This window comes from Microbacterium cremeum, assembly GCF_015277855.1.
Lineage (GTDB): Bacteria > Actinomycetota > Actinomycetes > Actinomycetales > Microbacteriaceae > Microbacterium > Microbacterium cremeum.
The window spans coordinates 346950-366445 of record NZ_CP063812.1; the positions used below are offsets into that span (position 1 = coordinate 346950).

General features: G+C 70.2%; 17 protein-coding genes. 14 read left to right on the forward strand and 3 right to left on the reverse strand.

Features of this window, described 5'->3' with window-relative positions; translation table 11 throughout:
- Positions 1-183 precede the first annotated feature (183 nt).
- From IM778_RS01545 to IM778_RS01590, 10 genes are all read left to right on the forward strand, one after another.
- Complete coding sequence (locus IM778_RS01545; RefSeq protein ID WP_194410346.1) at positions 184-1215, forward strand: zinc-dependent alcohol dehydrogenase family protein; 1032 nt, start codon at positions 184-186, stop codon at positions 1213-1215.
- Entirely contained in the window at positions 1212-1877 is a 666-nt protein-coding gene (locus IM778_RS01550; protein WP_194410347.1) for a DUF2291 family protein, read from the forward strand. The genes IM778_RS01545 and IM778_RS01550 overlap by 4 nt, the downstream gene beginning before the upstream one ends.
- Positions 1874-3403 (forward strand): sugar ABC transporter ATP-binding protein, encoded by a 1530-nt coding sequence (locus IM778_RS01555; protein ID WP_194410348.1) that lies wholly within the window; start codon positions 1874-1876, stop codon positions 3401-3403. Before IM778_RS01550 ends, IM778_RS01555 begins: the two co-directional genes overlap by 4 nt.
- A gap of 20 nt (positions 3404-3423) precedes the next feature.
- Positions 3424-4536, forward strand: a complete 1113-nt coding sequence (locus tag IM778_RS01560; RefSeq protein ID WP_194410349.1) for an ABC transporter permease — start codon at positions 3424-3426, stop codon at positions 4534-4536.
- A gap of 75 nt (positions 4537-4611) precedes the next feature.
- Positions 4612-5604, forward strand: a complete 993-nt coding sequence (locus IM778_RS01565) for a D-ribose ABC transporter substrate-binding protein (RefSeq protein WP_194410350.1) — start codon at positions 4612-4614, stop codon at positions 5602-5604.
- Positions 5605-5696: 92 nt separating this feature from the next.
- Complete coding sequence (locus tag IM778_RS01570; RefSeq protein WP_194410351.1) at positions 5697-7418, forward strand: dihydroxyacetone kinase family protein; 1722 nt, start codon at positions 5697-5699, stop codon at positions 7416-7418.
- A 15-nt stretch (positions 7419-7433) separates the two neighbouring features.
- Positions 7434-7907: a ribose-5-phosphate isomerase gene (locus IM778_RS01575; RefSeq protein ID WP_194410352.1), complete on the forward strand. Its 474-nt coding sequence runs from the start codon at positions 7434-7436 to the stop codon at positions 7905-7907.
- On the forward strand, positions 7900-8691 hold the full coding sequence (locus IM778_RS01580; protein WP_194410353.1) for a triose-phosphate isomerase family protein: 792 nt from the start codon (positions 7900-7902) through the stop codon (positions 8689-8691). Before IM778_RS01575 ends, IM778_RS01580 begins: the two co-directional genes overlap by 8 nt.
- 14 nt (positions 8692-8705) lie before the next feature.
- Complete coding sequence (locus IM778_RS01585; protein WP_194410354.1) at positions 8706-9536, forward strand: DeoR/GlpR family DNA-binding transcription regulator; 831 nt, start codon at positions 8706-8708, stop codon at positions 9534-9536.
- The gene (locus tag IM778_RS01590; RefSeq protein ID WP_194410355.1) at positions 9533-10402 is read left to right on the forward strand and encodes a PfkB family carbohydrate kinase; all 870 of its coding nucleotides are present in this window, start codon (positions 9533-9535) and stop codon (positions 10400-10402) included. The genes IM778_RS01585 and IM778_RS01590 overlap by 4 nt, the downstream gene beginning before the upstream one ends.
- A gap of 45 nt (positions 10403-10447) precedes the next feature.
- Here the strand turns inward: IM778_RS01590 and IM778_RS01595 are convergent, their stop codons facing one another.
- Entirely contained in the window at positions 10448-11137 is a 690-nt protein-coding gene (locus IM778_RS01595; RefSeq protein ID WP_228484687.1) for a FadR/GntR family transcriptional regulator, read from the reverse strand.
- A 91-nt stretch (positions 11138-11228) separates the two neighbouring features.
- Complete coding sequence (locus IM778_RS01600; protein WP_194410356.1) at positions 11229-12842, reverse strand: molybdopterin-dependent oxidoreductase; 1614 nt, start codon at positions 12840-12842, stop codon at positions 11229-11231.
- A gap of 137 nt (positions 12843-12979) precedes the next feature.
- Between IM778_RS01600 and IM778_RS01605 the strand changes: the two genes are divergently transcribed.
- The 3 genes from IM778_RS01605 to IM778_RS01615 all read left to right on the forward strand — a co-directional run bounded on the left by IM778_RS01605 (position 12980) and on the right by IM778_RS01615 (position 16626).
- Entirely contained in the window at positions 12980-14737 is a 1758-nt protein-coding gene (locus IM778_RS01605) for a circularly permuted type 2 ATP-grasp protein (RefSeq protein ID WP_228484688.1), read from the forward strand.
- A 76-nt stretch (positions 14738-14813) separates the two neighbouring features.
- On the forward strand, positions 14814-15746 hold the full coding sequence (locus IM778_RS01610; RefSeq protein WP_194410357.1) for an alpha-E domain-containing protein: 933 nt from the start codon (positions 14814-14816) through the stop codon (positions 15744-15746).
- A gap of 34 nt (positions 15747-15780) precedes the next feature.
- Entirely contained in the window at positions 15781-16626 is an 846-nt protein-coding gene (locus IM778_RS01615; RefSeq protein WP_194410358.1) for a transglutaminase family protein, read from the forward strand.
- 302 nt (positions 16627-16928) lie between these two features.
- Here IM778_RS01615 and IM778_RS01620 read toward each other — a convergent pair whose 3' ends face one another.
- Positions 16929-17933, reverse strand: a complete 1005-nt coding sequence (locus tag IM778_RS01620; RefSeq protein WP_228484689.1) for a LacI family DNA-binding transcriptional regulator — start codon at positions 17931-17933, stop codon at positions 16929-16931.
- Between the two features lie 161 nt (positions 17934-18094).
- Here IM778_RS01620 and IM778_RS01625 point away from each other — a divergent pair, with 161 nt between their 5' ends.
- A complete protein-coding gene (locus IM778_RS01625; protein WP_228484690.1) occupies positions 18095-19495 on the forward strand; it encodes a glycoside hydrolase family 5 protein in 1401 nt (466 codons plus the stop codon).
- Position 19496: the final 1 nt, after the last annotated feature.

Below are 19496 nucleotides of genomic sequence, written 5' to 3' on the forward strand. Positions count from 1 at the left end.
TGATCTTATGGTGTATCTCACGTGAACTTGTGACAAGATCACAGGAAAGATAACACAAGGTCTGTGAGCCTTGTGCCCCGCGCAAGCGGCCGACGGCATGTTCGCCGCCGCGGGGGAGAGCAGGAACGCCACCGTCGCCGTACCCCCGGTTTTCGACGGCGATGGCCGAAAACGGGAGCAAAGATGCGCGCAGTTGTATTCACGGCGGAGGGCGAACTGGCACTCGAGGAGCGACCCAGGCCGACGCCCGGCTACAAGGAGATCCTCATCGAGACGGCTGCGGTCGGTATCTGCGGAACCGACACGCACGTCCTCGACGGCGAGTTCGAGGGGACGGTGTTCCCCCTGGTGCCAGGTCACGAGGCGACGGGGACGATCGTCGCGCTCGGCGAGGGCGTGAACGACGGCGTGTTCGACTTCCGCGTCGGCGACCGCGTCGCCGTCAACCCCAGCACGACGTGCGGCGAGTGCGAGTTCTGTCAGAACGGCCACCAGAACCTGTGCCGGTTCTGGAACGGCCTCGGCGTCGTGGCGTCCGACGGTGCATCGCAGCAGTTCTTCACCGCTCCCGCGGGCAACGTCTACAAGCTCAAGCCCGAGACCGACCTGTACGAGGCCGCGCTCATCGAGCCGCTGGCGTGCGCGATCCGCGGATGGGATGTGCTCCCGCGGCGCCTGGGCGACCACGTCCTCGTCTACGGCGCGGGCACGATGGGCCTGATGATGGCGCAGCTGGCCACGAAGGCCGGAGCGGCCACCGTCACGATCGTCGATCTCAACGAGGCGCGGCTGCAGACGGCCGCCGAGTGCGGCATCGAGCTGCGCTACACCAGCGCCGACGACGCCGACCGCGAGAAGTGGGACGTCGTCATCGACTGCACCGGCAACATCCGGGCCATCGAGGACGCCCTCGCGCGGGTCAAGCCCGCCGGCTACTTCCAGGACTTCGGCGTGGCTCCCGCGGACCGGACGGCGCAGTTCTCGCCCTTCCGCGTCTATCGCGACGAGATCACCATCGTCGGCACCATGGCCGTGCTCAACTCCTTCGGCCGGGCCGTCGAGCTCTTCGAGGCGGGCGCGATCAACGCGACGGCGATGATCAGCCACTCGTTCACGCTCGACGACTACTCCGACGCGCTCGAGATGTTCCGCCGCGGTGAAGGTCGCAAGCTGCAGATCCGCCCGAACGACACCGAATCGCGGGTCCTCCTGTGAGCGCCTCGACTGCCGGCCCCACGACGACGCCGCGCAAGAAGCTCTCGACCGGCGCCAAGCGCGGCATCTGGATCGGCGTCATCGCCCTGATCGTCCTCGGCGTGGTGCTCGGGACCAAGGCCGTGGCCAACGACGACGCAAGCCTCCAGGGCGCGCAGGAGTTCGACCCCGCCACTTTCGGCGCGGAGAACTTCCCGCAGATCCAGGAGTCGGTCGCCGAGCGCGCCACCGACGCCGCCACGCTGGCGGAGGCGATCGCGGCGGACCCGGCGGCCGCCGCAGAGGAGTACGCCGTCGCCAGCTCCGGGGGACCGGTGTACAGCGTCACGTTCACGGGTGTGGTCGGAGAGGGCCAGTCCGGGATCTACGAGGTCCACGTCGAAGGCGTCCCCGAGGGCCAGCTCATCCGGGTGCAGACCGGTCCGGCCGTCAACGGCACGGAGCTGCGCGATGCGACCGGCGAGATCACGTTCGGTCAGTTCACGAACCAGATCGACTACCAGAACGCCGCCGCTGCGCTGAACGAGCAGCTCAAGGCGGAAGTGCTCGCCGATGTCGACACGGCTGCCCTCCAAGGCAGGACGATCACCGTGACGGGCGCGTTCACGCTCATCAACCCGGCGGCCTGGCTGGTCACCCCGACCGAGATCGAGGTCTCATGAGCGAGACCGCCCATTTCAACGACGTCGTCCTCGAGGCGCGGAACATCGTCAAGACGTACGGCGGCACCCGCGCGCTCAAGGGCGTGAACTTCGAGATCCGCCAGGGCACGGTCACGACTCTGTTCGGCGAGAACGGCGCCGGGAAGTCGACGCTCATGAAGATCCTGTCGGGCGTGGAGCAGCCGACATCCGGTGAGATCGTCCTCGACGGCGAGCCGGTCGTCTTCAGCTCGACGACCGAGGCGCAGGCACGGGGCATCTCGATCATCCATCAGGAGCTGAGCCTCGCGCCGAACCTGTCGGTGCGCGACAACATCTTCATGGGTCGTGAGATCACGGGTCCGTTCGGCGTCGACTACGCCGAGGAGGCCCGGCAGACCAAGGTCCTGCTGCAGGAGCTGGAGCTGCCGATCGAACCCGACACGCTCGTGGCCGATCTGCGCGTCGGCCAGCAGCAGATCGTGGAGATCGCCCGGGCGCTGTCCGTCAACTCGCGGATCCTCATCATGGACGAGCCGACGTCGGCTCTCGCCGCGGCCGAGGTCGAGGTGCTGTTCGGCATCATCCGCGATCTCCTCGCCCGCGGTGTCGCGATCGTCTACATCTCGCACCACCTGGAAGAGGCTCTGGAGCTCACCGACCACGCCGTCGTACTGCGGGACGGCACGATGACGGCGCGCGGCGAGCGGGACGAGATCGACCTGGAGTGGATCGTGCGGAACATGGTCGGCGAGAACTTCGACTTCGGGTCGCCGCCGACCGGCTACGACTTCGGCGACAGGGTGCTCAGCATCCGCAATCTCACCGTCGTGGACAGGGAGAACCCGGAGCGCGCGATCGTGAACGGCCTGAGCCTCGACGTCCGCGCCGGCGAGATCGTGTGCATCTACGGCCTCATGGGCGCCGGCCGGACGGAGCTTCTGGAGGCGATCGCCGGCAAGGAGCCGGTCGCCGCCGGAGACATCCTGCTCGACGGCGACTCGATCCTGTCGGAGAGCATCGCGCAGCGGATCGCCGACGGAATCGGCCTGGTCCCGGAGGACCGTCAGCGCGACGGGTTGGTGCAGACCTTCGACGTCGGCACGAACCTCACCCTCGCGAGCCTCGACCAGAGCCTCGTCCGGGGTGCGATCTCGCGACGCGTCGAGAAGAAGCGCGCGATGGACCTGATCCGCGCCGTCACGGTGAAGACGCCGGGTCCGGAACTCGCGATCGGCGCGCTCTCGGGAGGAAACCAGCAGAAGGTCGTGATCGGCAAGATCGTCGCGACGAACCCGCGCGTCATGCTGCTGGACGAGCCGAGCCGGGGCATCGACGTCGGCGCCAAGGGTGAGGTGTTCCGCCTGCTCGCCGACCGCGCCCGCGAGGGCCTCGCGGTCGTCTACTCCACGTCCGAAGTGGGCGAGTGCTTCAGCATCGCCCACCGCATCGTCGTGATGCGCCGCGGCCGGATCTCGGCCGAGTTCACGCCGGACGCCACCAAAGACATGATCATGGCCGCTTCCGGCGAAGCCGTGGCCGCCTGACGCCCAGAACGGATCGCACAATGACGACGACGACAACCACCATCATCGAGAACAAGAAGAGGTTCTCGATCGCGAAGCTCCTGCTGGAGGGACGGGCGTTCCTCGCGCTCATCCTCATCATCGTGGTGTTCTCGCTCCTGTCGCCGAACTACCTCACGGTCGACAACCTCCTGATCATGGCCTCGCACGTGGCCATCTACGCCCTGCTCGGCATGGGCATGCTCATGGTGATCCTCAACGGCGGGATCGACCTGTCGGTGGGTTCGACGCTCGGCTTCTCCGCCGTCATCGCCGGCTTCCTGCTGCAAGGCGTGCCCATCAACATCTTCGGCATCACGCTCTTCCCGAGCGTGCCGGTCGTCGTGCTGCTGTCGTGCGGCGTGGGCGCGCTCGTGGGGCTCGTGAACGGCATCCTGGTGTCGAAGTTCAAGGTCGCCCCCTTCGTCGCGACGCTCGGGATGCTGTACGTCGTGCGCGGCCTCGCGCTGCTCATGACCAACGGCCTGACGATCAACGATCTCGCGGGCGAGCCCGAGCTCGGCAACACCGGGTTCGCGTGGCTCGGCTTCAACCGCATCCTCAACATCCCGATCGGCGTCATCATCATGGGCGTCGTCGCCGTCATCCTCGGCTACGTCCTGGGCAGGACCAAGTTCGGCCGGTGGCTGTACGCGTCGGGCGGCAACGAGCGCGCGGCCGAGCTGTCTGGCGTGCCGGTCAAGAAGGTCAAGGTCTACGTCTACGTGATCTCGGGCGTGTGCGCCGCGATCGCGGGCCTGATCCTGGCATCGACGCTCACCAGCGCCAGCCCCACCGCGGGCAACACCTACGAGCTGACCGCCATCGCCGCAGTGGTCATCGGCGGTGCCGCGCTCAGCGGCGGACGCGGCAACATCCGCGGCACGCTCCTGGGGGCGTTCGTCATCGGCTTCCTCTCCGACGGACTGGTCATCGTCGGCGTATCGGCCTACTGGCAGATGGTCTTCATGGGCGCCGTGATCGTCGTGGCGGTCCTGCTCAACACCCTCCAGTACGGACGCCGTCGTCGCCCCGCCGCGACGACCACTCCGTCCGCCCCCGCGTCGCCCACCCCGGTGGCGCAGGGATCCTCCACGTCGGGACAGGGCGCCTAGGCCCACGGCCGCGAAGCCCTGACCGCGAACCCGGCATCGAAGAACGCTGCCGAGCCACCAAGAAAGGACAATCACATGCTGCGCAACAAGGCGCTTGCCGCCCTCGCTGCCGCGGGCGCGCTGGTTCTGGGTCTGACGGCCTGCTCCAGCGGGAACACCGCCGGCTCGGACGAGACCTCGGGAGGATCGGGTGAGGCCGGCGGCCTCATCACGATCATCGTCAACGACCCGGCCAACCCCTACTGGAAGACCGAGGGCGACATCGCCGCGGCCACCGCCGAGGAGCTCGGCTACGAGACCACGGTGGGCGCCCACAAGGGCGACGCCAACACCGAGAACACGCTGATCGACACGGCGATCTCGAACAAGTCGGTGGCCATCATCCTCGACCCGGCGAACGCCGACGGTTCGATCGCCGCGGTGAAGAAGGCCGATGCCGCCGGCATCCCGGTCTTCCTCGTCAACGCGGAGATCAACGAGTCGGGCATCGCCAAGGCGCAGCTCGTCTCGAACAACGCCCAGGGCGCCGCCCTCGGTGCGCAGGAATGGGTGCGGCTGATGGGAGAGGCGGGCGACTACGTCGAGCTCTTCGGCGCACCTTCCGACAACAACGCCCAGACCCGCTCGAACGGCTACACCACCGTGATCAGCCAGTACCCCGAGCTCGTCCAGGTCGGCAAGGAGGTCGCCGACTGGGATCGCACGAAGGGTCACGACAAGATGCAGTCCCTGCTGCAGGCGAACTCCGCCATCAACGGCGTGATCGCCGGCAACGACGAGATGGCCCTCGGTGCGATCGCCGCGCTGAAGGAGGCCGGCCGACTGCAGGACATCGTCGTCGGCGGCTTCGACGGCTCCCCGGACGCGGTCGACGCGATCGTGGCCGGAGAACTGGCCTACACGGTGCTTCAGCCGGTCGCCACGTTCTCGGAGGAGGCCGTCCGCCTCGCCGACGAGTTCATCCGCACGGGTGAGGCACCCGAGACCGAGAAGCAGTCCTTCGACTGCATCCTCATCACCACGGACAACGTCGGCAGCATGACGGCTCCCTTCACCTTCGAGGGCTGACGACGACCAGCCGGCCGCGCGCTCCCGGGCGGCCGAACGGGGGCGGGTGCGACTCGCATCCGCCCCCGTCCACTTCTACTCCAAGAGGCACCATGAGCTACGTTCTGAACGATCCGGCCGATTTCGCCGACGAGTCCACCATGGGATTCGTCGCCGCGCACCGCGACCTCGTGCGGCGGGTTCCCGGCGGCGTCGCCCGGGCCACGGCGACACCCGCCGGACAGGTCGCCGTCGTCATCGGCGGCGGGTCCGGGCACTATCCGGCATTCGCGGGCCTCGTGGGGCCGGGCCTGGCCCATGCCGCCGCGATGGGGAACGTCTTCGCCTCGCCCAGCGCGCAGCAGATCTACAGCGTCGCCAAGTCCGTCGCGACCGAGGCCGGAGTACTCCTCAGCTATGGAAACTACGCCGGCGACGTGCTCAACTTCGACCAGGCACAGGAGCGGCTCAACGCCGAGGGCATCCCGTGCCGCACAGTCCGCGTCACCGACGACATCTACAGCGCCTCCCCCGAGGAGCGCGACAAGCGCCGCGGGATCGCGGGCGATCTCGCCGTGTTCCGCGCTGCCGCGTGGGCCGCGGAGCAGGGGTTCGACCTCGACCGCGTGCACGAGGTGGCCGCCCGTGCCAACGACCGCACCCGCTCCTTCGGCGTGGCCTTCACCGGCTGCACCCTCCCTGGTGCGAGCGAGCCGCTGTTCACCGTGCCGCCCGGTCAGATGGCGGTCGGCATGGGCATCCACGGCGAGCCGGGGATCGGCATCCGTCCCCTTCCCACCGCTTCGGAGCTGGGACGGCTCTTCGTCGAGGCGCTGCTGCAGGAGCGGCCGGACGACATCCCCTCGGCGGACGGTGCGCGCGTCGCCGCGATCGTCAACGGCCTCGGGTCGGTCAAGTCCGAAGAGCTCTTCGTCGTCTACGGGACCGTGGCCGCGCAACTCGAGAGCGCAGGCATCGTCGTCGTCCAGCCAGAGGTCGGCGAGTACGCGACGAGCTTCGAGATGGCCGGCGTCTCGCTGACGCTGCTGTGGCTGGACGACGAGCTCGAGGCGGCGTGGGCGGCTCCGACGTACACCCCGGCCTACCGCAAGGGCTCGCGCGACGTCACGGGCGCGGCTGCCGGCGAGACGGCGACGGATGCCGCCGCCGACGTCCCCGCCGCGAGCGACGAGTCGGTCGCCGCGGGTCGCAGTGTGCAGGCCGTCGTCGAGGCGATCCGCGACATCGTCGACCGGGAGGTCGATGAGCTCGGTCGTCTGGACTCCATCGCGGGCGACGGCGATCACGGCATCGGCATGCAGCGCGGCGCGCGGGCGGCCGCGGACGAGGCTGCGCGCGCCGTCGGCCTCGGCGCGGGCGCCGGCACGGTGCTCGCGCTGGCCGGCGACGCGTGGGCGCTGAAGGCCGGCGGCACCTCCGGCGCCCTGTGGGGTGCGGGTCTTCGCGCCGCCGGCGAGCGCATCGGCGACGACCGCGCGCCGGACGCGACCGCAGTCGCCGAAGCGGTCGAGGCGGCCCGCGCGAAGGTGCAGGAACTCGGCAAGGCGCAGGTCGGCGACAAGACGCTCGTCGACGCGCTCGTGCCGTTCGAAGAATCGCTGCGGCGGCGGGTGTCCTCCGACGAAGCGCTGCCCGACGCCTGGAAGGCGGCAGCGGCCGACGCCACCGCGGCGGCGGACGCGACCGCAGCTCTGCTGCCGCGGATGGGACGCGCCCGTCCGCACATGGAGAAGAGCCTCGGAACCCCCGACCCGGGAGCGATCTCCTTCGCTCTTGCGATGACCGCGGCCGCCGCGGTCTTGGCCAACGACTAGGAACAGGAGTCTGACATGAGCCGTCAGTGGAGGATCGTCGTCGGCAGCGACGACGCCGGATACCAGTACAAGGAAGCCCTCAAGGCCGACCTCGAGAACGACCCACGGGTGTCGGAGGTCATCGACGTCGGGGTCGGCGCCGACGGTCACACGGCATACCCGCGTGTCGCCATCGCCGCGGCGGAGAAGGTCCGCGACGGCGACGCGGACCGGGCGCTGCTGGTCTGCGGCACCGGCCTGGGCGTGGCGATCGCCGCGAACAAGGTGCCCGGGGTCCGCGCGGTGACCGCGCACGACAGCTTCAGCGTCGAGCGCAGCGTGCTGAGCAACAACGCACAGGTCCTCACGTTCGGCCAGCGCGTGGTGGGCCTCGAGCTGGCCCGTCGCCTGGCGAAGGAGTGGCTGGGATACGAGTTCGACCAGGGCTCGCCGTCAGCGGAGAAGGTCGCCGTGCTGACGGATTACGAGCAGACCGGCAGTTGTGGCTGACGGCACCGACGCGCGCTCAGCACCTCAGCCGGTCACGCTCGGCGTCAGCCTCAAGCTCTACCTCGATGTCGCCACGACCGTCGGCTGGGCGCGAAAGGTCGCGACGATCGCCCGCGGCCACACCGCGGTTCGCGGCGGCGCGGTGCGGCTGTTCGTGATGCCGTCGCTTCCCGCCCTCGCCGGCGTGAGGGAGGCGACGGCCGGCACGTCCGTCGAGGTCGGGGCCCAGAACCTGCATTGGGAGGACCGGGGGCCGTACACCGGCGAGGTGAGCGGCACGGACCTCCGAACGATCGGATGCACCCTCGTGGAGGTCGGCCACGCCGAGCGCCGCGAGCTCTTCGGCGAGGACGACGATACGGTGCGGCGCAAGCTCGCCGCTGCGGTCCGAAACGGGCTGACCCCCGTGCTGTGCGTCGGCGAGAACGATCCGATACCCGCGGCCGACGCGGCCTCCCGCTGCCTGGACGAACTGGAGTCTGCCCTCGCCGGCCTGGACGGGATGCGCATCGACGACCTCATCGTGGCTTACGAGCCGGTGTGGGCGATCGGCCGGCCTGCGCCGGCGCCGACCGATCACATCCGGGCTGTGGCCGCCGCATTGCGCGATCGCCTCGCGGCGGACGATCGCGTCACGGCGTCCTCGGTAATCTACGGGGGAAGCGCTCAGCGAGGGATGCTGAGCGAGCTGGGTGGCGCGATCGACGGGCTGTTCCTCGGCCGGTTCGCACACGACACCCCGAGCCTCGCACGCATCATCGACGAGGCGGCGTCGCTTCGGTAGACCGAGGGAGAGAGATGACTTCGCAGGCGGTGCCCCCCACCGACGCGTCCAACGGATCGCGGCAGAACCGGCAGGCCGCTCGCCAGCGTGCCATCACCGAGGCCGTCATGTCGGCCGGCGCCGTGCGGATCGACGAGCTCGCCGAGCGCTTCGGGATCAGCCAGATGACGGTCCACCGCGACCTCGACGAGCTCGAGGCGCGCGGCCTGCTCCGCAAGAGCCGGGGCGTCGCCACCGCCCTCTCGACCGCGCTCGTGGAATCCAGCGACGTCTACCGCGCGAGCCGCGAGCTGCCGGAGAAGGAGGCGATCGCGCACGCGGCGCTGGAGTTCATCGAGCCGGGACAGGCCATCATCCTCGACGACTCGACGACGGCGCTGCACCTCGTGCCGCATCTGCACACCAAGAAGCCGCTCACCGTCATCACCAACACGCTGACGATCATGAACGAGCTCAAGTCGGCCAACGGCATCACGCTGCTCGGGCTCGGAGGGCAGTACTACAACTGGTGCAGCGCCTACATGGGGCGGATGACGACGACCGCCATCTCGGCGTTGCGCGCGGATCTGCTGGTGATGTCGACATCCGCGATCTCGGACGACATCGCATTCCACCAGACGCTCGAGACGGTCGACGTGAAGCGGGCGATGTTCGACGCGGCCGGCAAGCGCATCCTCCTCGCCGACCACACCAAGTTCTCCAAGCGGGCCCTGCACGCGATGCTGCCTCTCGCCGCATTCGACGCGGTCATCGTCGACTACGCGACCGACCGCGGTCACGTCGCGCGGCTGCGGAAGGCGGGCGTGAACGTCGTCGTCGCCAAGCGCTCGGGCCAGACGCGATGACCGTTCGGGCTGCGGCGGACGGACCACCGCTGGTGGTCGTCGGCGCGATCAACGTCGACCTCACCGCGCGTGTGCCGCGCGCCCCCGCACGCGGTGAGACGGTGAGCGGCGGCATCCTTTCCCGGCAGCCAGGCGGGAAGGGCGCCAATCAGGCCGCAGCCGCCGCGAAGCTCGGGGCGCGCGTGCGCCTGATCGGGGCCGTCGGGGCCGATGACGCGGGCGACGAGATGCGCCGGCACCTGGCCGCCGCGGGGGTCGATGTCGCCGGGGTCCAGCGGACCGCGGAGGCGACAGGAACTGCGCTCATCGTCGTCGACGACTCGGGCGAGAACTCGATCGTGGTCTGCCCCGGCGCCAACACCGCGATCGACGCGCAGCGGATCCCGGACGTGTCGCGCGCCGCGGCGCTGGCCCAGCTCGAGGTCGACCTCACCGTCGTCGAGCGAGTCGCGTTCGGCACGGACGGCTTCTTCGCCCTCAACGTCTCGCCCGTCCGGCCGCTGCCGGATGCCCTGCTCCAGCGCGTCGACCTCTTCATCGTGAACGAGCACGAGTACGCGCAGCTCCCAGAGCTCCGCGCGCGGCCGCTCGTCGCCGTGACGCTCGGGGCGGCGGGTGCGATCCTGCTCCGCGACGGGGTCGAGATCGCGCGCGCCAAGGCGCCCGCCACCTCGGTGGTCAGCTCGGTGGGCGCCGGCGACGCCTTCGCCGCCGCGCTCACGGTCGCCATTCTCCGCGGGCAGGACGTGCACACGGCACTCGCCGCAGCGTGCGCCGTCGGTGCGGCCGCCGTCGCCGACCCGCAGTCTCAGCCCGATCTGGACCCGCTCGAGGCGTATCTCCCCGTAGCCCGACCGGGGCGCTGAGCCGCGAGGCTCGCGCGGCTGCCGCGCATCGCGCGGGCCGGGGGTTCAGCCTGCTCGCATTCCCAGCGCGACCCCGCCGAAGTGGCGCCGCATCGCGAGGCGTGCTCCGACGGGGTCGCCGGCGGCGATCGCGTCCACGATCTCGTAGTGCACGCTGTCGGTGCGGTCGTCGTGTTCGCGCGTGCCTTCGGCGACCTCCTGGCGCCGCGCGGCGATGTCGTCGCGCAGCACATGGCTGAGGCCCTCGTGGAGGAACCGCAGCACCGGGTTGTCGACGATGTGCTGCAGCCGCCAGTGGAACGCGATGTCGGCCTCGCGGGCGTCGTCGAAGTCCCCGGACTCCTGCGAGGCCACCATCCGGTCGACGTCGGCGCGCAGTTGCGCGACCTGTTCCGGAGTCGCCCGCCGGGCGGCTGCCTCGGACAGCGCCTCCTCGAGCAGCAGGCGCGACTCCGAGAACTCGGCGTCCGTCAGGTACCCGAGATCGCGTGAGATGCGGAAGTACGTGCGGACGAAGTCGTACGACGGAGTGGCGAGGTACGTCCCGCGGCCCTGCGTGCGGTCGATGAACCCCAGTCGTTCGAGCACCGCGAGCTGTTCGCGCAGCGCGCCCCGGCTCATCCCGAGCGACTCGCCGAGCACGCGCTCCGGCGGCAGTCGTCGTCTCCCCGTATCTTCGTCGAGCGTCGCGAGCTCGCGCAGGCGCGCCACGAGCGCCTCCAGCTGATCAGGCACAAGAACCTCCCCAGGCACGGCGGACCCGCTCCCCAGTGGGCCTCGCCACTGGGCATGTTACAGGCCGAACGCGTCTGGTAGAACCAATCGGTCAGAACACCTGCACGAATCTCTCGTGCCAGCCGGTCGCGCCGTCGGGCGCGGGAGCCGCGCGATCGGGCGTCTGCCGCTGCCCGTCCTTGCCCGTCGCCCGGCAGCGCAGCAGATGGTCGCCCTCGGTCGCCGTCCAGGGAATGCTCCACTGCACCCACGTGTCGTCCGAGATCGCGGTCGCGAGCGCCGCCTGCTGCCAGGGGCCCTCGTCGACCTGCACCTCGACCCCGGCGATGCCGACGCCCTGATGCCACGCGACACCGGCGATGACGGCATCCCCCGCACGAAGCCCCTGGCCTTTGCGCGGCACGTCGATGCGGGACTGCAGCTTGATCGGCCCGCGCTCCGACCAGCCGCGGTCGGTCCAGTACGCGCGGGCGCGATCGAACCGGGTGACCTCGAGGCTCTCCACCCACTTGGTCGCCGACACGTAGCCGTACAGGCCCGGCACGACCAGCCGCGCCGGAAAGCCGTGCTCGATCGGCAGCGGCTCGTCGTTCATCCCCACCGCGAGGACCGCATTGCGCCCGTCGGTCATCGCCTCGAGAGGGGTGGACGCCGTGAAGCCGTCGACCGATCGCGACAGCACCATGTCGGCGTCGGCCGTCGGCCGCGCCCGCTCCAGCAGGCGGCGCACTGGGTAGCCGAGCCACCTCGCGTTGCCGATCAGCGTGCCGCCGACCTCGTTCGAAACGCACGCGAGCGTCGTCCAGCTCTCTTCGAGCGGCAGCGTCATGAGCTCGTCCCACGTGAGCTCGAACTCCTCGGCGACCATGCCGTGCACGCGCAGGCGCCATTCGCCGGGGTCGACCTCGGGCACGATGAGGGCGGTGTCGATGCGATAGAACCGGTCGTTCGCGGTGACCACGCGGGCGAGCCCGGGGATGCCGAGCTCCGCCCCTTCGGGAACCGCGGATGCCGCGACCGCCGCCGCCGGCAGGCGCAGGCCGCGGCGGATCGCGGCGACGGTGGCCGAGGCCGTGCTGCGGACGCTGCCGATCGCCGCCGTGAGGATGCCAGCCGCCGCCGCGGTGCCCGCCCACGCGAAGAACGCGCGGCGGCTCGGGCGCGCGCCTGCCGGAGCCGCGGCGTCGTTCGAGTCGCGCGCGTCGTCGTGGATCGCCGCCTGGGGCGGCACGGTGTGCGACTCGAACCGAGGGGTCGGGGCCCGCAGCAGCCGCGTCAGCAGCCACAGCGCGGTCGCGGCGACGACGCCTGCGACGATCGCGGGCGCCCATGCCAGCGGTCCCGCCCCCGGGCGCGTGGCGGCGACGACCCCGCCGACCGCGCCGAGGCCTGCCGCGACCACGAGACCCCACGGCGGGAACCGCGCCTGCAGCCACCCTGCGAGCGCCGCCGCGGCGAGCATCACGACGGCGATGCCGACCACGAGCGCGATCTTGTCGGCGGTGCCGAAGAGCGCGATCGCGGCATCCTTCGCCCACGTGGGCGCGATGTCGATCAGCGCCGACCCGATCGCGGCGACGGGGCTCGATGCCGGGGCGACGATGCCGGCGACGAGCTCGCCCACCCCGGCGCCGAGAACGACTGCGGCTGCTCCCGCCACCCACGTCAGGGGGGCGGGGGCGCGATCCTCCGGATGGGCCGCCATGCCACCAGGGTAGGCGCCCGCGTCGGGGCGGGGACGGGCGAGAGCTTACGGGATGCTTACACGCGCCCGGCGCCGGCGCGTGGCGCGTGGCGAAGCCCGAAACAACGCGGCAACACGGCCCGCATTAGGCTCTTCGCATGGGTGATCTGTTCGACGGCTACGGCTCCACACTGGCGCCGCGCAAGACGCCGTCGGGCATCCCCGCGTTCGACGAGATGTTCGGGGTCCCCGCCCATCCCGGTGCCGCGGCCGAGTCGCGAGCCGCCTACCGGGAGCTCTACCAGGCGCTCGCGCAGATGACGCAGGAGGAGCTGCGCGGGCGAACCGATTCGCTCGCGAGCTCATACCTCGCGCAGGGGGTCACCTTCGACTTCGCGGGCGAGGAGCGTCCGTTCCCGCTGGATGCCGTGCCCCGCGTCATCGCCTACGACGAGTGGTCGCGCATCGAGGCCGGAGTGAAGCAGCGCGTGCGCGCGCTGGAGGCGTTCCTCGCCGATGCGTACGGGCATCAGCACTGCGTGCGCGACGAGGTGCTCCCCGCCCGGCTCATCTCCAGCTCGCAGTACTTCTACCGGCAGGCAGCCGGCATCGTGCCCGCCAACGGCGTGCGCATCCAGGTGTCGGGCATCGATCTCATCCGTGACGAACACGGCGAGATGCGCGTGCTCGAAGACAACGTGCGCGTGCCGTCGGGCGTGAGCTACGTCATCTCGAACCGCCGTGTCATGGCGCAGACGCTGCCCGAGCTGTTCGTCTCGATGCGCGTGCGGCCGGTCGGCGACTACCCGAACAAGCTCCTCGCGGCGCTGCGCGCGTCGGCGCCCGCGGGCATCGAGGACCCGAACGTCGTCGTGCTCACGCCGGGCGTCTACAACTCCGCGTACTTCGAGCACACGCTCCTGGCCCGGCTCATGGGCGTCGAGCTGGTCGAGGGCCGCGACCTGCTGTGCATCGGCGGCAAGGTGTTCATGCGCACGACGCGCGGACCCAAGCGGGTCGACGTCATCTACCGTCGCGTCGACGACGACTTCCTCGACCCGCTGCAGTTCCGCGCCGACTCGATGCTCGGCGCGCCCGGCCTCATGCTCGCCGCGCGCCTGGGCAACGTGACGATCGCGAACGCCGTCGGCAACGGCGTCGCCGACGACAAGCTGCTCTACACCTACGTGCCCGACCTCGTCCGCTACTACCTCGCCGAGGAGCCGATCCTCAAGAACGTCGACACCTGGCGGCTCGAAGATCCGGAGTCCCTCGAAGAGGTGCTCGACCGGCTCGACGAGCTCGTGGTCAAGCCGGTCGACGGCTCTGGCGGCAAGGGCCTGGTGGTGGGGCCGGATGCCTCGCCCGCCGAGCTCGCGAACCTCCGGCAGCGCCTGCTCGCCGACCCCCGGGGCTGGATCGCACAGCCGGTTGTGATGCTCTCGACGATCCCGACCCTGGTGGAGGACGGGATGCGGCCCCGCCACGCCGACCTGCGCCCGTTCGCGGTGAACGACGGCGAGGACGTCTGGGTGCTTCCCGGCGGCCTCACCCGTGTCGCGCTGCCCGAGGGGCAGCTCGTCGTGAACTCGAGCCAGGGCGGCGGCTCGAAGGACACGTGGGTGATCGGCGGATCCGCGCCCGCGCACGTCGAGTACGGGCAGGGCCAGGGCGTCTCGGGGCTCGTCGCCGACCAGGCCGCCACCGTGACCGCGGCGATCCCCATCGTCTACGACCCGCAGGCCGAGCCGACGCACTCGCCGCACGACGCCCCCGGATCCCGTGTCGAGCAGCGCGAACAGCAGCAGCAGGCCCGCACGGACGTTTCGTCTCGCTCCGCTCGCCCGGTCGTTGAGCGAGCGAGCGCCAGCGAGCGAGACGAAACGCGCCGAGCTCCCGAGGAGCCGACGTGCTGAGCCGCATCGCCGTGTTCCGATACGGTCGCAGAGCGACCTGCTCGACAACCGGCCCCGGATCGGGGTGTGAGGCAACGTGCTGAGCCGCATCGCCGAAAGCCTGTTCTGGATCGGGCGCTACATCGAGCGCTCCGACGGAACGGCCCGCATCCTCGACGTGCACCTGCAGCTCCTGCTCGAAGACCCCTGGATCGATGAGGACACCGCGTGCCGGTCGCTGCTCAGCGTCATGGGGTCGCTGCCGCCCGAGGGCGTCGAGCACGTGCGCCGGGGCGACGTCCTGGCCCGGTTGGCCGTCGACCGCATGAACCCGTCGAGCATCGCGTACGCGCTCACGGCGTCTCGCGAGAACGCGCGCCGGGCTCGCGAGATCGTGTCGACCGAGCTGTGGGAGACCCTCAACACCACGAACGCACGGATGCCGCGGCGGCTGCAGAACGACCGGGTGCACGAGTTCTTCCAGTGGGTGCGCGAGCGCGCCGCGCTCGCCGTCGGAATCGTCGACTCCTCGACGAGCCGCGACGAGGCGTGGCAGTTCTTCACCCTCGGACGCAGCATCGAGCGCACCGACATGACGGCACGCCTGCTGGCCACGCGGTCGCTGACCGAGGCATCCGGCCCGTCGTGGACGACCATCCTGCGCTCGTGCGGCGCCTACGAGGCGTACCTGCGCACCTACCGCGGCATGCCGAGTGCGCGCAACGCCGCCGAGTTCCTGCTGCTGGACCGACTGTTCCCGCGTTCGATCATCTACTCGATCCAGCGCGCCGAGGAGTGCATGAGCGCCATCGACCCGCGGGCCGACCGTGTCGGCCACTCGAACACGGTGCTGCGTGCCCTGGGCCAGATCCGCAACGACCTCGAGTACCGTCCGATCTCCGAGATCCTGAACGAGCTGCCGCAGCACATGCAGCGTGTGCAGACGGTCACTCGCGAGGCATCCGAAGCGATCCGCGGCAGGTTCTTCCCGACGCAGGCCGAGCCCAGCTGGATCGGAGAGATCTCATGACCCTTCGACAGGCTCAGGGACCGGGGTGGCGCGCATGAAGAGACTCCGCATCGAGCACCGGACCGGCTTCAGCTACCAGGGCGACGTGACCGCGTCGTACAACGAGGCGCGCATGCTGCCCGGGTCGACCGACAGCCAGTTCGTGCTCAACTCGTCGCTCGACATCGAGCCCTCGACCTCCGTCAATCAGTACGTCGACTACTTCGGCACCCGTGTCGCGGCGTTCGACGTGCTGTCGCCTCACACGGCACTGACGATCACGGCGCGCTCGCTGGTCGAGGTGCGCCCACGCCCGCTCGAGCACGTCGACGTCACCTGGGACGCGCTCGCTCGCGAGGTGAACCGCTCGGTCTCGACGGTCGAGCAGCTCACCCAGACGGGTCGAACGCGACCCCACCCCGAGGTGGCCGACCTCGCCCGGTCGATCGCGGCGCAGCACGACCGCCCCGGGCAGGCGGCGCACGCCATCGCCGTCGCGGTGGGGGATGCCGTCGAGTACATGCACGGCATCACCGGCGTGCACTCCACCGCCAGTGATGCGTGGGAGTCGCGCAAGGGCGTGTGCCAGGACATCGCGCACATCACGCTCGGCGCCCTGCGCGAGGTGGGCATCCCGGCGCGTTACGTGTCTGGGTACCTGCATCCGCGCCCGTCCGCCGGGGTGGGCGTCGCCGTCACGGGCGAGTCGCACGCGTGGGTCGAGTGGTTCGCCGGCGAGTGGCAGGGGTTCGATCCGACGAACAACATCGAGATCGGCGACCGCCACGTGCTCGTCGGCCGCGGCCGTGACTACGGCGACGTGCCGCCCCTGCGCGGTGTGTACGCGGGACCGTTCAAGAGCAACCTGCACGTGAAGGTGACCATCACGCGCGAGGCGTAGCGGCCGGGTTCCGGCGGCGCGGCGCGCGCGACGGTCGACCGGTGCGTCCCTTCGCCGGATCCGGAGATCGGAGATCTCGTCCGTTTACCGGATCCGGAAATCGGAGACCGGGTCCCTTTGCCGGATCCGGAAACCGGAGACCGGGTCCCTTCGCCGGATCCGGAAATCGGAGACCGGGCCCCTTTGCCGGATCCGGAAATCGGAGATCTGGCGGGTTTCCGGATGCTGGGGCTCGGCCAACTCCGGAAACTGTGCGCATGTCCGATTTCCGGATCCGGTGAACGCGCGCGGGGAGGACGGCGTCAGGCCCGGCGAGGCGCCGCGGTCGATCGGCGCACCTCGAGGCGCGGCTGGAACACGACGTCGTGCTCGGGCGTCGTTCCCGCGATGAGCGCCCGCATGCGTGCCCATGCCAGCGTGCCCAGCACCTCGTGAGGCACCGACGCCGTCGTCAGCGACGGCGACATGAACCGTGCGAACGGGATGTCGTCGAACCCGGTCACCGAGATGTCGTCGGGAACGCGGATCCCGCTTTCGACGAGCCCGTGCACGAGGCCCACCGCAACCAGGTCGTTGAAGGCGAGCGCGGCGGTCGCCCGCGTGCGGATCACCGCGTCGACGGCTTCCAGCCCGTGCTCGCTGCCGGCGCCTCCGGCGACGCGTTCGACCGTGACTCCCTCGACCGAGCCCTGGAAGTCGGCGAGTCCCTGCAGCCGTCGCTCGTTCGCGACGCCGGCTGGGCCCTCGACATAGGCGAGTCGGCGGTGGCCGAGGCCGTGGAGGTGGCGGGCGAGCGCCTCGAACCCGCTGCGCGAGTCGACCGAGAGCGTGGGCGCCGTCACCGACGAGCTCGAACGGTTCATCAGCACCACAGGACCGAGCGTCGCAGTGGCGTGCACGAGGGAGTCTTCGGCCATGCGCGGCGCGCACAGCACGAGCGCGTCGCAGCGGCGGCGGATCTCGGCGGCGAGGAGCGGCTCGTCCTCGGCGGACTCGGCCGAGTCGGCGACGAGCACGCGGTAGCCTTCGGCGCCGGCGGCCTTGCTGAGGCCCGAGAGCACGGCCTGGAACGACGGGTTCGCGAGGTCGGGCACGAGGAAGCCGATGGCGTTCGTCTGCCCCAGCGCGAAGCTGCGGGCGAGATGGTTCGGCGAGTACTCCAGCTGCCGTGCCGACGCGCGCACCCGGTCGGCGATCTCGGGCGCCCCGAGGAAACGGTCGTTCATGACGCGCGAAACAGTCGCCGGAGAGACGCCGGCATGCTGCGCGACCTCGGCGATCGTCGTCGCTTTGGTGCGTCTGACCACGTGGACCCCCTCATGCATGATGTCGGCATCGCCGTGCGATCCGGGCTGGTCCCATCCTAGAGGCGCGAAACCGCTTTCAGCCGTCTTTCCGGGGCCAGAGTTTCACCGACTGCTCGCGACTGCCCCTTCGTGAGAAAGCGATTTCTTGTACACTCGAGCCCGTGCCCACGCAGCTCCAGCTTCTCACCGTCCGCGGAACCGACCTCGTGGACGAGGACGGGAACGCGGTCCGACTCGCCGGCGTGGGCCTCGGCGGCTGGATGAACATGGAGAACTTCATCACCGGGTATCCCGGCAACGAGGAGGCGATCCGCCGCCTGCTGCTCGACCGGATGGGCCGCGAGGCGTACGACGCCTTCTTCGACGCGTTCCTCCGCGACTTCTTCGACGAGGCGGATGCCGCACATCTCGCCTCGCTCGGCATCAACAGCGTCCGCATCCCGTTCAACTACCGCCACTTCGAGGACGACCACGCGCCGTTCGAGCTGAAGGAGGAGGGTTTCGCCCGATTGGACCGCGTCGTCACACTGCTCGCGCGGCACGGCATCTACTCCATCCTCGACCTGCATGCGCTGCCCGGGCGCCAGAACCAGCACTGGCACAGCGACAACCCGACGCACGTCGCAGAGTTCTGGAATCAGCGCCACTTCCAGGACCGCGTGGTCCACCTGTGGGAGGCGCTCGCCGACCGCTACAAGGATCGCCCGGAGGTCGCCGGCTACAACCCCGTCAACGAGCCGAGCGATCCGACGGGCGAGGTGCTTCCGGCCTTCTACGAGCGTCTCGAGCGCGCGATCCGCGCCGTCGACCCCCGGCATGTGCTGTTCCTCGACGGCAACCGCTACTCGACGGACTTCGCGTTCCTCGACGCCCGTCCCGAGCCCTTGCCCAACACCGTCTACACCGCGCACGACTACGCGCTGCCGGGAATCGCGCGCGCGACCGCGTACCCGGGCGTCACGCGGGGCGAGTACTTCGACCGGTCGGTCGTGGAGCAGACCTTCCTCCGCCGCACCGAGTACATGCGACGCACGGGCACGCCGATCTGGATCGGGGAGTTCGGCCCGGTGTACTCGCGCGACCGGTCGCAGGACGCGTGGCGCCTCCGGCTCCTGCAGGATCAGCTCGGAATCTACCGCGAGCACGGCGCCGGATGGGCGCTGTGGACCTACAAGGACATCGGATTGCAGGGGCTCGTCCACGCCGCTGACGACAGCCCATACCTCGCGCTCGTCGGCGAGCTCGTCGAGAAGAAGGCGCGCCTCGGCGTCGACTCGTGGGGCGGGTCGGATGCCGGGATCCGCGGCATCCTCGACCCCATCGACGGCCTCTTCGACCGGGAGTTCCCGGACTACGCACCGTATCCGTGGGGGCGTCAACCCCACATCGCGGTGCTCGTGCGTCACATCCTGCTCGCCGAACCCCTCGCCGAGCAGTTCGCCGACCGGTTCCGCGGCGTGAGTCCCTCGCGGGCCGGAGAGCTCGCCGCGTCGTTCCGGTTCGACCGGTGCGACGAGCGCGTCGGCCTCTCAGAGGTGTTGCGCACGCACCTGCGCGGATAGG

Excerpts from the sequence above, each read along its gene's own strand:
- IM778_RS01575 (WP_194410352.1), top strand. The coding sequence starts at position 7,434 with ATGAGCCGTCAGTGGAGGATCGTCGTCGGCAGCGACGACGCCGGATAC.
- IM778_RS01555 (WP_194410348.1), top strand. The coding sequence starts at position 1,874 with ATGAGCGAGACCGCCCATTTCAACGACGTCGTCCTCGAGGCGCGGAAC.
- IM778_RS01585 (WP_194410354.1), top strand. The coding sequence starts at position 8,706 with ATGACTTCGCAGGCGGTGCCCCCCACCGACGCGTCCAACGGATCGCGG.
- IM778_RS01560 (WP_194410349.1), top strand. The coding sequence starts at position 3,424 with ATGACGACGACGACAACCACCATCATCGAGAACAAGAAGAGGTTCTCG.
- IM778_RS01570 (WP_194410351.1), top strand. The coding sequence starts at position 5,697 with ATGAGCTACGTTCTGAACGATCCGGCCGATTTCGCCGACGAGTCCACC.
- IM778_RS01565 (WP_194410350.1), top strand. The coding sequence starts at position 4,612 with ATGCTGCGCAACAAGGCGCTTGCCGCCCTCGCTGCCGCGGGCGCGCTG.
- IM778_RS01590 (WP_194410355.1), top strand. The coding sequence starts at position 9,533 with ATGACCGTTCGGGCTGCGGCGGACGGACCACCGCTGGTGGTCGTCGGC.
- IM778_RS01600 (WP_194410356.1), bottom strand. The coding sequence starts at position 12,842 with ATGGCGGCCCATCCGGAGGATCGCGCCCCCGCCCCCCTGACGTGGGTG.
- IM778_RS01545 (WP_194410346.1), top strand. The coding sequence starts at position 184 with ATGCGCGCAGTTGTATTCACGGCGGAGGGCGAACTGGCACTCGAGGAG.
- IM778_RS01605 (WP_228484688.1), top strand. The coding sequence starts at position 12,980 with ATGGGTGATCTGTTCGACGGCTACGGCTCCACACTGGCGCCGCGCAAG.
- IM778_RS01615 (WP_194410358.1), top strand. The coding sequence starts at position 15,781 with ATGAAGAGACTCCGCATCGAGCACCGGACCGGCTTCAGCTACCAGGGC.